Annotated in this window: 12 protein-coding genes; 6 read left to right on the top strand and 6 right to left on the bottom strand. The window is 60.9% G+C overall.

Features of this window, described 5'->3' with window-relative positions; genetic code table 11:
- Nucleotides 1-46 precede the first annotated feature (46 nt).
- The 3 genes from KUV46_05025 to KUV46_05035 all read left to right on the top strand — a co-directional run bounded on the left by KUV46_05025 (nucleotide 47) and on the right by KUV46_05035 (nucleotide 3,790).
- A complete protein-coding gene (locus tag KUV46_05025) occupies nucleotides 47-2,320 on the top strand; it encodes a PQQ-dependent dehydrogenase, methanol/ethanol family (protein ID QYJ01759.1) in 2,274 nt (757 codons plus the stop codon).
- Between the two features lie 77 nt (nucleotides 2,321-2,397).
- Nucleotides 2,398-2,931 carry a hypothetical protein gene (locus tag KUV46_05030; GenBank protein ID QYJ01760.1) on the top strand — a complete coding sequence of 178 codons (534 nt, stop codon included), beginning with the start codon at nucleotides 2,398-2,400 and terminating at the stop codon, nucleotides 2,929-2,931.
- A 43-nt stretch (nucleotides 2,932-2,974) separates the two neighbouring features.
- On the top strand, nucleotides 2,975-3,790 hold the full coding sequence (locus tag KUV46_05035) for a hypothetical protein (protein ID QYJ01761.1): 816 nt from the start codon (nucleotides 2,975-2,977) through the stop codon (nucleotides 3,788-3,790).
- On the opposite strand, the gene KUV46_05040 is transcribed toward KUV46_05035, so the two are convergent.
- The 3 genes from KUV46_05040 to KUV46_05050 form a co-directional block, all read right to left on the bottom strand.
- Nucleotides 3,768-4,385 carry a glutathione S-transferase gene (locus KUV46_05040; GenBank protein ID QYJ01762.1) on the bottom strand — a complete coding sequence of 206 codons (618 nt, stop codon included), beginning with the start codon at nucleotides 4,383-4,385 and terminating at the stop codon, nucleotides 3,768-3,770. The genes KUV46_05035 and KUV46_05040 overlap by 23 nt on opposite strands.
- A gap of 71 nt (nucleotides 4,386-4,456) precedes the next feature.
- Nucleotides 4,457-4,753 carry a YciI family protein gene (locus tag KUV46_05045; GenBank protein ID QYJ01763.1) on the bottom strand — a complete coding sequence of 99 codons (297 nt, stop codon included), beginning with the start codon at nucleotides 4,751-4,753 and terminating at the stop codon, nucleotides 4,457-4,459.
- A 1-nt stretch (nucleotide 4,754) separates the two neighbouring features.
- Nucleotides 4,755-5,744 (bottom strand): NAD(P)-dependent glycerol-3-phosphate dehydrogenase, encoded by a 990-nt coding sequence (locus KUV46_05050; GenBank protein ID QYJ01764.1) that lies wholly within the window; start codon nucleotides 5,742-5,744, stop codon nucleotides 4,755-4,757.
- 72 nt (nucleotides 5,745-5,816) lie between these two features.
- On the opposite strand from KUV46_05050, the gene KUV46_05055 reads away from it, so the two are divergent.
- Nucleotides 5,817-6,431 carry a TetR/AcrR family transcriptional regulator gene (locus KUV46_05055; GenBank protein ID QYJ01765.1) on the top strand — a complete coding sequence of 205 codons (615 nt, stop codon included), beginning with the start codon at nucleotides 5,817-5,819 and terminating at the stop codon, nucleotides 6,429-6,431.
- A 307-nt stretch (nucleotides 6,432-6,738) separates the two neighbouring features.
- On the opposite strand, the gene glmS is transcribed toward KUV46_05055, so the two are convergent.
- Nucleotides 6,739-8,577 (bottom strand): glutamine--fructose-6-phosphate transaminase (isomerizing), encoded by a 1,839-nt coding sequence (gene glmS / locus KUV46_05060; protein ID QYJ01766.1) that lies wholly within the window; start codon nucleotides 8,575-8,577, stop codon nucleotides 6,739-6,741.
- Between the two features lie 242 nt (nucleotides 8,578-8,819).
- On the opposite strand from glmS, the gene glmM reads away from it, so the two are divergent.
- Both glmM and KUV46_05070 read left to right on the top strand, forming a co-directional pair.
- Nucleotides 8,820-10,166, top strand: coding sequence for a phosphoglucosamine mutase (gene glmM / locus KUV46_05065; protein ID QYJ01767.1), 1,347 nt, complete (start codon nucleotides 8,820-8,822; stop codon nucleotides 10,164-10,166).
- Nucleotides 10,167-10,238: 72 nt separating this feature from the next.
- Nucleotides 10,239-11,009, top strand: coding sequence for a formyl transferase (locus tag KUV46_05070; GenBank protein ID QYJ01768.1), 771 nt, complete (start codon nucleotides 10,239-10,241; stop codon nucleotides 11,007-11,009).
- Between the two features lie 6 nt (nucleotides 11,010-11,015).
- Here KUV46_05070 and tilS read toward each other — a convergent pair whose 3' ends face one another.
- Nucleotides 11,016-12,206 carry a tRNA lysidine(34) synthetase TilS gene (gene tilS, locus KUV46_05075; protein QYJ01769.1) on the bottom strand — a complete coding sequence of 397 codons (1,191 nt, stop codon included), beginning with the start codon at nucleotides 12,204-12,206 and terminating at the stop codon, nucleotides 11,016-11,018.
- Nucleotides 12,194-13,150, bottom strand: coding sequence for a tol-pal system protein YbgF (ybgF, locus tag KUV46_05080; protein ID QYJ01770.1), 957 nt, complete (start codon nucleotides 13,148-13,150; stop codon nucleotides 12,194-12,196). Before ybgF ends, tilS begins: the two co-directional genes overlap by 13 nt.
- Nucleotides 13,151-13,240 lie beyond the last annotated feature (90 nt).

Here is a 13,240-nt window from a genome sequence, read left to right on the forward strand (position 1 = left end):
GCCACGGCAATGATAAGGCCGGTCTTGAGGAAACACTGGAGGGATCATGAAACCTGTACGCCTGGTTGCGACGGCTGCGCTGTCTGCACTCTGGCTGACGGCATGCGGAAACCCGTCTGAGGACGCGGCCGATGTCGAAGCCCCAAACCCACCCGAGGCAGATGAAGCCTCTCCGACCGGCGCGGCCGCTGTCGATGAGGCCCGCCTCTCGAATGCAGCCTCAACGCCTGCCGAGTGGCTGACCTATAACGGCACCTATGAAGAGCAGCGCCACTCTGCGCTGACTAATATTTCCGCAGAGAACATCTCTGAGCTGGCGCCAGCCTGGACGTATGAGCTGAATACCGGGCGCGGTATTGAATCGACGCCGATCGTCGTCGACGGCGTGATGTACCTCACCTCCTCCTGGTCGGTCGTCTACGCACTTGATCCTGTCACCGGCGAAGAGCTCTGGGTGCACGACCCGGAAGTCGACCGCGCAGTTGGCGTGAAAGCCTGCTGCGATGTCGTAAACCGCGGTGTCGCTGTCTATGATGGCAAGGTCTATGTCGGTGTGATCGATGGCCGCCTCCAGGCCCTCGATGCCGAAACCGGCGAAGTGGAATGGAGCGTCGTCACCGTCGACCAGTCCAAGCCGTACACGATCACCGGCGCGCCGCGCATCGTCAAAGGCAATGTCCTCATCGGGAATGGCGGCGCCGAACTCGGCGTCCGTGGCTACCTTTCTGCTTATGACGCAGAGACGGGTGACCTCGACTGGCGCTTCTACACGGTGCCGAACCCGAACAAGGAACCGGACGGCGCAGCCTCCGATGCGATCTTCGCAGAACTCGCCAATGACACATGGGGCGATGATGGCGCATGGGTCAGCGATGGCGGCGGCGGCACAGTCTGGGACGCGATCGTCTATGACGAAGTGAACGACCAGGTCATCTTCGGCGTTGGCAACGGCTCTCCGTGGAACGCAGATCTGCGCGACCCGAACAGCGACGGCGACAACCTTTTTGTTTCGTCCATCGTCGCAGTCGATGCCACGACGGGTGAGTATAAGTGGCACTATCAGACCACGCCGCGCGATAACTGGGACTACACCGCCACCCAGCACATCATGCTGGCCGACCTGCCAGTGGGTGAGAACGGTGAAACCCGCCGCGTCGCCATGCAGGCGCCAAAAAACGGCTTTTTCTACGTTGTCGACGCAGAGACTGGCGAGCTGATCTCCGGTGAACCCTATGCCGCGATCAACTGGGCTGAAGGCCTCGATGAGGATGGCCGTCCGATCGAAAACCCTGAAGCGCGCAACAACGACCCCGAAACCTATGCTGGTTTCGTGCAGGTCCCTGCCCCATACGGTGCCCACAACTGGCATCCAATGGCGATGAACCCGGATCTTGGCCTCGTCTACATCCCTGCGATGGAGCTTGGTCAGGCCTACATCACAGACCCACGCTTCCAGTCGAAGCCCGCCAAGTGGAATACCGGCATGGACTTCTCCGCCGGCATGCCGCTTCGCTATCCTGAAGGTACCGTCCAGGCGCTGCGCGCAGCCGCAAAAGGCACGCTGGTGGCATGGGACCCAGTCGCTCAGGAGGCCCGCTGGACAGTTGAGCATGGTGCTGGCTGGAATGGCGGCATTCTTTCCACCGCAAGCGGCATCATCTTCCAGGGCCAGCTTGATGGCACCTTCGCAGCCTATGACGGCGCAACAGGTGAAGAACTGTGGAGCGACCAGCTCAATTCCGGCGCGCTCTCCGGTCCGATGACCTATGAGGTCGATGGCGAACAGTATGTCACCATCACGACTGGCTGGGGCCATGCCTATGGTCTCGCTGCGGGCATGCTGTTCAAGGACGCTGTGCCACCAGCACTCGGCAAGGTGATCACCTTCAAGCTTGGCGGCGAAGCTGAAATCCCGCCACTCGATACCGATCTCATCGTCGAACCAGAGCCAAAGGCAGAGCCTTTTGGTGACGAAGAGATGCTGGAGGCCGGCCTTATCCACTACTCGCGCAACTGCGGCGTCTGTCACGGTCTGCTCGGCATCAGCTCCGGCGTGCTGCCAGATCTTCGCTGGTCGACCTACACGGCGAGCGCGGATGCCTGGAACAATGTCGTGATGAATGGTGCCCTCGCCGGCAATGGCATGGTGTCCTTCAGCGACGTCCTGACACCAGAAGACTCCGAAGCGATCCGTGCCTATGTCGTGACCCAGGCGCACATGAACCGCGAGGATGTCAGCAATCAGGATATCCAGGAAGAAGCTGTCGGCCCCGGAATGGACCCGGACGCAGACCCTGAACTGGAAGCTGACGAACAGTAAGCCGCAGCGCTTGCAGCTTTCGCTGCAGGACCGGAAGTCATAAACTCCCCGGCAGACCCGCCGGGGAGTTTTTTTCCATGCACATTTTGCTTGCGATTTTTGGCGTCGTGGCAGCGCTTGCGCTCTGGTATCACCGGATCCGGATGATCTCGACCGCGGCACGCGGCTCCTATCGTGCTGCTCGTACCCTTGCGGGGCGCCGAGCCAGCAAAAGCACGGCGCCAAAGCCGGACGGAACTCCATTGGGATCGGTAACTGACCCTCGTCAGGCTGCCGTTGTCATGATGATGCAGATCGCTGGGCCCGAAGGCGCGCTCTCTGACCGCCAGGATGCTGCGATCCGGGACGAAATAAAGGCACACTTTGGATGCTCGGAAATGGACGCCGAAGACCTGATGGCGAAGGCTGGCTGGGCCGTTCGCAATGCACCGCCACCCCAGAAGGTGATGGCTCGTATGAGCGACATCGTTATTCACTCTCCTGGCATGGGACCGAAAGAGTTCGACGACCTCTGCGCCATGCTGGAGAATGTCGCCGTGACAGACGGACGGGCCAATTCCAACCAGCGCGACCTCATCCAGATCTGGCGCCGCAAGGCGGGCCTGAACTGAACCGCTTGGCAGGAGCGGGCGCGGCGCTGTACAAGCCATGCCCATGAGCGACGCCTACGAAAAACGTGTCCGCAAGGACAATTGGGGAAACTTCTCCGTCCTGCGCCACCGCGCCTTTGATGGCGTGCTGGTCACGTCGAAGAATTCCGGCACCCATTGGGTCAAATACATGTTCTCGGTGGCGCTTGCCGACACCTACGGGGTGCCGCGCCCGGAATACTTCTCCGAGAATGCGGTGCGTCCCTACATCGGCTGGCCGAAGGACAAACCGACCTTCCCGGAGCTGCCGCGTCTCGCCTTCAGCCACACCATCCCGCACAAGCTGGCTGATTGGACATGGGCGCGCGGCATTGCAGGCCTGCCGCCTTACGTTCTTTTCGTGCGCCACCCGATGTCCATCCTCGCCAGCCACCATGCCAAGTGGAACCATGAGCTTGAGGTGGACTGGCTGGACTATCTTCGCGGCGACCCGTCAGGCTCGGTCTATCGCTGTGACCTCTACTGGCTCGCCCGCTTCTGGAACCGCTGGGGCGACATCCTCGAAAAGGCGGGCGACCGCATTTACCGCGTGCACTATGAAGACACCCGCGCCAATCCGCGCGCCATTCTTGGCGGTATGGCCGCTCATTGGCAGATCAGCCTGACCTCCAAGGCACTGGACGGCGCGCTCAAGGCCGGCACCAAGGAAGCGATGGCCAAGAAGGTCGATCCGGACGCCGAAGCGAACGTGCTCCAGTTCCGCAAGACGCCGCTTAGCGAGCAGTTCTCAGGTGAAGCGCTGGAGATTTACCGGGGCCGCGTGACGGAGCTTTTCCGTCACGACCTCGGCTATGACCTCATGAATCTTCCGAAGACGTAAAGCCGGCGCTACGGCCGTTTTCGTCATACTTGATCCACCAAGGCTCTGCCGCCGCTTCTGCGGCGAGCTTGACCATCAGCGGATGGGACATGACGGCCACCATATAGGCCTGCGCCGTTGTTGAGCGCGGCAGGTCATAGGTCAGGAAACGCGTGACGACAGGTGCATAGACCGCATCAGCTGCACTCCAGGCACCAAACAAGTACGGCCCGCCAGACTTTTCCAGCGCGCTGCTCCAGATTGCATCGACGCGCAGAATGTCATTGGCGAGCGCTTCGGACATTTCCGGGCGGCCATGACGCGAGCGGATATCCATCGGACATTCGCGCCGGAGCGTCGGAAAGCCTGAATGCATCTCTGCTGAGATAGCGCGTGCTCTGGCCCGCGCCTTGGGGTCTGCAGGCCAAACCCCTGCGTCGGGATAACGGTCTGCCAGCCATTCGATGATGGCAAGAGAGTCCCAGACCGTCTCATCATCCCAGAGCAGGAGCGGCACTTTCCGCGTCGGGCTGATCTCAGCAAGCCGCGCCGTCGTGTCCGGAAAATCCAGCGGGACGATCTCCTCTTCGACCTCGAGGCCCAGATGCCGAACCATCAGGAGCGCCCTGATAGACCAGCTGGAATAATTCAGGTTGCCACTGACAAATTTGCGCATCTGAGGTCGTCCTATTCCGGCTTTCCGACGCCGAGCAGCCATCTGAAGGGACGGATCTCCACCGCGTCGAACAGACCCGCCTTCGCGTACGGGTCATCCGCCGCCCACGCCTTGGCATCGGCAAGCGTCGGAAACTCCACCACGAAGGTCGACCCGGCAAACGTCTCGCCATCATCGGCGAAAACTGGTCCGGCCATCAGGATCTTGTCGGCATGCGCTTTCGCCCAGTCGAGGTGAGCTGGCCGGTTCTCCATGCGCAGGGGAAGCGCGCCAGCCTTGTCGCGGGCATTGATCAGGAATTGCGCCATATCAGAGACCTTCGTGCGTAAATGGACGATTGAGAAGCGCGGTCATTGCCTCATCGACATTCTTCTGACCGGCCAGAATTTCATGGACCGCATAGCAGATCGGCATGGCGACACCTTCGCGCGCGGCGAGCTCTGTCAGCGCAGGTGCCGTTGCGACGCCTTCAGTGACCGAATTGCGCTCTGCGAGAATATCTTCCGCTGACCGGCCCTGCCCCAGCGCCTTGCCAAAGCTCATATTCCGCGACTGCGTCGACGAACAGGTGAGGACAAGGTCGCCAAGGCCGCAGAGGCCTGCCAGCGTCTGCTGCTGCGCGCCCATCGCGACCGCAAGTCGCGTCATCTCCGCAAAGCCGCGAGAGATCAGCGCCGCATGGGCCGACTTGCCAAGCTCCAGGCCTTCGACAATCCCGCAAGCGATGGCGAGCACATTCTTTACAGCCCCGCCAATCTCAGCACCGATCAGATCATTCGACCAATAGGGACGGAAGGCGCTCCGTCCGATGGCCTGCATCAGCGTCTGGCCAAGTTTCACATCGGCGCAGGCAAGCGTCACCGCAGTCGGCAAGCCGCGCGCCACATCTGCCGCGAAGCTTGGGCCGGACAGCACGGCTGGCGTGGCTTTCGGCATCGTCTCATGCACGACATCCGTCATCAGGCTCAGCGTATTTTTCTCGATACCCTTCGAGCAAAGCAGCACAGGCACGCCGGGCGACAGGTGTTCGGCAAGCCTTTCAAAGCTTGCCCGCGCATGCTGGGCTGGCACGACCGCAAGTATGGCCTCGCATCCAGCCAGGATGGACATGTCGTTTGATGCCTGCATGGCGGGTAGATCAATACCCGGCAGGAAAACCGGGTTCCCCTTGCCAGCGCTCAGCGCCTCGGCAACTTCGCTTTCCAGCGCCCAGACCCGGACATCGCGCCCGGCTTTCGCGGCGGTCGCCGCAAGCGCTGTTCCCCAGGCGCCCGCGCCCAATACTCCAATGGTCTGCATATCAGCCTTCCTGTGCCAAGAGGCCGCTGAAGAATTTATTGATCATTCAGACGATTTCCGTATCTTCAGGCCATGAGTGACAAATCCAAGACCCGTGAGCAGATCCTCGATGCGGCCATGAACCGTATCAAACACTACGGCTATGGCAAAACAACCATGTCCGAAATCGCAAGCGATTGCGATATGTCGGCGGGAAATATCTATCGTTTCTTTGCGTCCAAGCTGGATATCGCCGAGGCAATGGCGCGCCAGTTTAACGCAGAGCTCTACCAGTCCTATTCAGAGATCGCGCGAAGCAACGGCCCGCCAGCTCAGCGCCTGCGTCAGGTCTTTCATTACAATCTGGACCAGACTTTCGATGCGATAGAGCGCGAAGCGAAAATCCTCGAAGTCGCAGAGGTGCTTGGTGAGGAACGCCCTCTCTTCATGAATGAAGGTCTGGCGCAGGAGCGCATCTACCTCTGCACAATTCTTGAAGACGGCGTCGAGCGCGGCGACTTCGCGCCAATTGCTGACTGCAACTACACCGCCGAAATGATCCAGTCGGCGCTGATGAAGTACCGGTTTCCGCAGCTTTTCTCCCGCCTCACCCTCCCGAAGCTCCGCCGTGAGCTGAATGGCGTCCTCGACATCATCATCGCGGGCCTCGCCAAAGGCATCGAAAAGACGCCGGAGACTGAACACTAAATAATTTTGAAATCATTCATTGATTGCCAGATTGAACGGTGCTATATCCTTCTTACCGGAGCAGACAGGCTCGCCTGCCCGGCTCTTTTGAGAAGGACAAAAAACAATGAGCGTTTCCTCCACTGAAACCCGTCAGGGTATCTTCGCACTCCTGGTCAGCCTCCCGATGGCCGCCAGCCTCTGCGCTTTCGTGATGCTCGGATCCGGGCTCCTGATCTAGAAACCGTCAGGCAAACGAGACAAAGCCCCGCCAGCGCGACGCTGACGGGGCTTTTTCGTGTCTGGCTTCTGAGTATGAAGCTGGCCGCTATTCGACCGTGACGGACTTCGCGAGATTGCGCGGCTGGTCCACATCAGTGCCCTTCTCCACCGCCACATGATAGGCGAGCATCTGGATCGGAAGCGAATAGAGGATCGGCGCGATGAACGGGTCGCAGTCCGGCAGTTCGATCCGGCTTGCAGGGGTTTCACCCGCTGCTCTCACACCGGCTGCATCAGAAATCAGGACAACCTCGCCCCGGCGGGCCGCGACTTCCTGCAAATTGGACAGCGACTTGTCGAACAGCCCATCGAAAGGCGCGACGAACACCACCGGCGTTTCTTCATCGATGAGCGCAATCGGACCGTGCTTCAGCTCGCCAGATGCGTAGCCTTCCGCGTGAATGTAGCTGACCTCTTTCAGCTTCAGCGCGCCCTCAAGCGCAATCGGGTAGTGCACGCCCCGGCCGAGATAGATGACGTCACTTGCCTTCGCGATGTCGCGCGAGAGCTCTGCAATCCGCTCATCAAGCTGCAGCGTTGTCGACATTAGGCGTGGCAGTTCAGTCAGTGCGCGCACAAGCCGGATTTCAGCGTCCCGCGAAATCTGCTCACGCGCCCGGCCAGCGGAAATGGCTACTGCTGCTAGCGCTGCCAGCTGCGCGGTGAACGCCTTGGTGGACGCAACACCGATTTCCGGGCCGGCCAGTGTTGGCAGGACAAGATCAGCTTCGCGCGCAATTGACGACGTCGGCACATTAACAACCGCAGCCGTCTTCAGTCCCTGCTCCTTACAATAGCGGAGCGCCGCCAGCGTATCGGCGGTTTCGCCTGACTGGCTGACAAAGAGTGCAAGGCCGCCCTCCTTGGCGAGCGCAGGTTCGCGGTAGCGAAATTCCGACGCGATATCGGTTTTGACCGGCAGGCCGGCACATTGCTCGAACCAGTATTCGGCCACACGCGTCGCAAAGTGGGCCGTGCCACAGGCGATCATGTAGAGATACTTCACCTCGGACCAGTCGATCGCGTCGGCGCCCTCACCGGGCAGCTCAACGGTCTGGCGAAGGATATTCGTATAGGCACCAATCGTGCGGCCCGTTGAGTCTGGCTGCTCGAAGATTTCCTTCTGCATGAAGTGGCGATAATTGCCCTTCTCTGCTGCAGCGCCCGCGCCCTGCACAATGCTGACCGCGCGCTCGACCGGCTTGTCCTTGCGATCAAATATCTCATAGCTCTCATGGCTGAGGACGCAGACATCGCCTTCTTCGAGATAGATGACGCGATTGGTGAAAGGCGCGACCGCGAGGGCGTCAGAGCCAAGGAACATCTCACCTTCGCCCACGCCAATCGCCAGCGGAGAACCTTTGCGTGCACCGACCAGAAGGTCGGATCGGCCTTCAAAGAGAAGCGCAAGCGCGAATGCCCCATGCAGGCGCGCCACCCCGGCTTTTACGGCCTCAACCTCACCCATCCCCTTCTTCAGGTTGGACGCGATGAGGTGGGCAATCGTTTCGGTATCTGTCTCTGTCTCAAAATGGTGGCCTTCGGCTTCCAGTTCCTGGCGCAGCTCCCGGAAATTCTCGATAATCCCATTGTGAACCACGGCTACCGGCCCGGACACGTGCGGGTGCGCATTGCCCACAGTCGGTGAACCGTGCGTCGCCCAGCGGGTATGACCTATGCCCTGATTGCCGGTCAGCGGATCGGCGGCAATCGCCTCGTCCAGGTTGATAAGCTTGCCCGGCGCGCGGCGTCTGTCCATCTTGCCGCTGGCGTCGATGGTCGCAATGCCGGCGCTGTCATAACCGCGATACTCAAGACGCTTCAGCGCATCAACGAGCCGCGGCGCTGCAGGCTCGTTGCCGAGGATACCGATAATACCGCACATATATGTGTCGCCTCCGTGAGTGCTCAGCCTTCCTCTAGAAAACCGGAAGGCCACAGGTCATTGCAAAAAGCGTGACGTTTTATGTCAGCCCTCGTTCCCCAGAAGGGTGCAGGCTTCACCTGATAAGGTGATTACCCGCTTTGGTTAAAGGTATTGTTGCAACTTGAGGCTATAGTGGCTTTCACGGACTTGGCACGTTCAGTGAATGTATGCGAAGTCGCTTGGAAGACGGGAGGCCGCCAATGACGCGCAAATATTTCGGTACAGACGGCATTCGCGGCACGGCGAACACGCCGCCGATGACACCTGAGATCGCGATGCGTCTCGGCATGGCCGCTGGGAAGTATTTCCGCCGCGGCGGCACACGGCGCCATTCGGTCGTGATCGGCAAGGATACACGCCTCTCTGGCTATATGATCGAGCCTGCGCTGGTGGCAGGCTTCACTTCGGTTGGTATGGACGTGACCCTCTTCGGCCCACTGCCGACGCCCGGCGTCGCCATGATGACCCGTTCGCTGCGCGCAGATCTCGGCGTCATGATCTCTGCCAGCCACAATGCGTTCGAGGATAATGGCCTCAAACTCTTCGGGCCAGACGGCTACAAACTCTCCGACGAAATCGAGCTCGAAATTGAAAGCCGGATGGACCGCGCGCTCGACGACAAACTCGCGGCGCCGTCTGCGCTGGGGCGCACCCGCCGCGTCGATGATGCGCAGGCCCGCTATATCGAGATCGTAAAGGCAACCTTTCCACGCGGGATGCGCCTGTCTGGCCTTCGCGTCTGCGTCGACTGCGCAAATGGCGCAGCTTACAAGGTCGCCCCGACCGCCCTTTATGAACTTGGCGCCGAAGTCTTTCCGATCGGCGTGGCGCCGGACGGCTTCAATATCAACCAGGAAGTCGGCAGCACGCATACGCTGGCACTCCGCGAAGCGGTGGTTAAGTATCGCGCCGATATCGGTATCGCGCTCGATGGCGATGCCGACCGCTGCATCCTCATCGATGAAAAGGGCAATGAGATTGACGGTGACCAGCTGATCGGCCTGATCGCCGGCGACTGGAAAAAGCGCGGCCTGCTCGCCCGCGACGGCGTAGTCACCACCGTCATGTCCAATCTGGGCCTTGAGAACTACCTCAAATCCCAAGGCCTCAGCCTTGAACGCACCAAGGTTGGCGACCGTTATGTCGTCGAGCGGATGCGCGAGGGCGGCTTCAATCTTGGCGGCGAACAGTCCGGCCATATCGTCGTCTCTGACCATGTCACCACCGGCGACGGCATGATCGCCGCGCTCCAGGCCCTCGCCGTCATGGTGGAGACCGGCAAGCCACTGTCGGAAATTGCGAGAGTCTTCGAGCCCGTGCCGCAGAAGCTCGTAAACGTCCGATACAAGAGTGAGGCGCCGCTGGAGCAGGACAGCGTCAAGCAGGTCATCAGCGCCGTAGAGGCACGGCTCGGCAGCTCAGGCCGTCTCGTCATTCGAAAGTCAGGCACCGAGCCACTTATCCGCGTCATGGCAGAGGCAGAAGATGCCGACGCCATGGAAACCGCGGTCAATGAAGTCGCCGATGCAGTTCGCTCAATAGGCTAGCTGTCCCGACAGAACTAGCCTGATACTTGCAATCCACCTGTCAGACTGTCCTATTCAGGGAGAGAAGCTGACATGGCTACGGCACCAAAGATCGTTGCGCTCACGGCAGGCGGCCCGCACGCCTGGATCATGATCAATACGCTAAGGGAGCGCTTCGGCGACTTCCAGGTCATCCGCGAGGAAGGCGAGTCACAATCAACGCTGTGGCGTCGTCGCCGCAAACTTCTCGGGCCGTTGAAGGTAGCCAGCATGCAGGCTGCGCGCATTCCTATCAAACTCACCAGCAAGGGCAGCCAGGACACGATTGCCAAGCTCATCGCGCGCGAAAAGCTGGAACCTGAACCACGCAGCGACATGCGTATAATCGACGTGCCATCGGTGAATTCCGATCAGTGCCGCGCCACGCTGAAGTCGCTCAACCCGAAAGCTGTGTTCGTGGTCTCGACGCGCATGATCTCGAAGAAGACGCTCGCCAGTATCGACGCGCCGTTCATCAATTACCATTCTGGCATCAATCCGGCCTATCGCGGCATGTTCGGCGGCTATTTCGCCCTCGCCAACGGAGAGCCGGAGCATTTCGGCGCCACGGTACACCTCGTCGATCATGGCGTGGATACCGGCGACATCCTCTACCAGTCGCGCCTCCGGGCCGAACCGGAAGATAACTTCCACACCTATCTCTGGCGGATGGCTGCAGGCAGCCGCGATATCGTCGTGCGCGCCATGGAGGACGCAATCAACAGCTCACTTCGCCCACAGAAAGTCGACCTGCCATCGAAGCAGTATTTTGCCCCAACGCTGGGCGGCTATCTCTGGAGCGGGCTCAGCCGGGGCGTCTGGTAGCGCGCCTCAAACGTCTTGCACCATCGCGGCGCTGAACTGCGCACTTAATCTCAATGCCTGGCTCCACTGCGCCAGCCTCGCTGAGATGATTTCTTCAGCAGCCTCAGCCGGCGCACTATCCCGCACCAGGAATGGAAGCGCCGTTGTCTCTGATGCGTCGGCTCTGTCATCGATATCCAGACGTTGGTAGCGCCCATCCCACACACCATCACTCCACGTCTTGCGCGCTTCGCCGGGGTCTCTCCCAATTAGCAGATGGTCGCCGCGACGCTGCACCCACGCCCCACCCAGCGTGACACGGCTCCCCGGCCCGTCAGAGACGATCGTTTCGGCAAGCGCCGACAGAGACGGAGCCGGCGCGCCATGGCTGCTCCCCGACGCTGCCTGCAGAAGCATATCGAGAAACCGGGCCCAAACTGCGAGCGCAGCTTCAACCCGCCCGAGCTCGACCTCGATCAGGCCGCTCGGATCTGTACGCACCGCCCCGGTCAACAGCCTCGACAGCTGCAAGTCCTCAAACGCCCGGAGGCGCATAGCGTCGAAACCGATCCGCCCCAGCTGCGCGCCATCCAGCGCCGCAAGGAGCCTGCGCACACGCACACGCTCATAATAGTCTGCATCATTGCTGGGGTCGCTGATCCAGTCCTGCCCGCTCGCCTCAAGGTCCGCGACAAGCTCCTCTCGCCGTGAGGCGAGAAGCGGCCGCGCCAGCAGGATACCGCGCCCTTCAGGCCAGACCGGACAGATGGAGACCGGCTGCGGCCCAACCGCACCCGCAAGCCGTACTGGCCGCGACAGACGCATCAACAACGTCTCCACCACATCTGTCAGCGTATGGCCGAGGAGCACGGCGCCTGCGCCTGCCTTGCGTGCAGCCTCTGCCAGCAGGATATGCCGGGCCCTCCGGGCAGCATTCTGACTGCGCTTGTCCGGCGACCATGTCAGGATTTCAGCGGCAATCCCGCGATCATGAGCCAGATCAGCCACCCAGCGCGCCTCTTTGGCCGCTTCAGGGCGCAGGCCATGATCAATCGTCAGGACGAGCAGGTCGCGGCCGCGCTTTTCTGCCCACGTTCCTGCAAGGTTCAGCAGGCTGAGCGAGTCGCCCCCACCCGATACAGCAACGCAGACCGGGCCTTGCGACCCGGCTGCCACCGCATCGATGAGCTGACAGCTATAGGCGTCTAGGCGCTGCACCCTGCACGCGTGCGTTCCAGGGCCGCGAGGTTACGCGTCACGCCCGAAGCGTTCGGATATTGCTGCGGCAGGACATCCAGAGCCTCACAGGCGCGGTCGGTATCACCAACAAGCCGCATGGAGCGGGCCAGCTTGACGAGCGCATCCGGCGCGCGCGCATCGTCTGGATATTCGCGGATCATTTTCAGATAGGCCTCACCGGACTCGCCATAGGCTTCCTGCTGGAACAGGGTTTCGGCAAGCCAGTACTGCGCTTCGCCTGCCTGCGGATCATCAGAGAAACGATCAAGGAAGGCACGGAACGCTTCCTCGGCGCCGGCATAGTCAAACTTCAGGAGGCGGGATTTCGCCGCCGCAAAAAGCGGGCCTGCCTCACCCGGAAGGTCGCTGGCGCTCAACGTACCGAGCGAGCCTTGATAATTCGGATTGCCCGCGTCACCCGTTTGCGTTGTCGCAGGTGCCCGCTCTTGCGAGTTCGCGCCGCTATTGCTGGTTCCGCGCATCTCGGTCGCTGAAGACGTCTGGGTCTCGCTCCGGCTCGTGGTCGGCGCTGTCTCCTGAACCTCATCGACCTCAGCGCGGTTCTGACTGACGTCCTCCTGCAGGGCGGAGATCTGGCGCTGAAGGCGCTCATTCTGCTCGGTCAGCTCACGGATGGACTGGCCAATGCGCTGGTCGTCCCGCTGCATCCGTTCGGACTCATCGCGCGATTGGGACAGAAGGAATTGCAGGGTCTCGACCTCGCCGTTCAGACGATTGATTTCGTCTTCCAGACGCTTCTGCTCCAGATCCATCTGCGCCATGCGCTGGCGCATATCATTGACGGTCGTTGCCAGGTCTCCGCTGGTTGCGCCGCGGGTGATGGGCGCGCGATTGGACTGGGCGCCAGCCTCTATCGGGGCAAGCAGCGCGAGCGCGGCGATAAGCGGGACCATACGGATCATGAAAGGGCCTCTTCGGGGCAGTAGGTGCACGATTTCAGCATATAGATAAGAAAAAAGCCGGGGCCAAATTATGACGCCCGGCTTTCTGTA

Source organism: Thalassovita mediterranea (assembly GCA_019448215.1).
Lineage (GTDB): Bacteria > Pseudomonadota > Alphaproteobacteria > Caulobacterales > Hyphomonadaceae > Henriciella.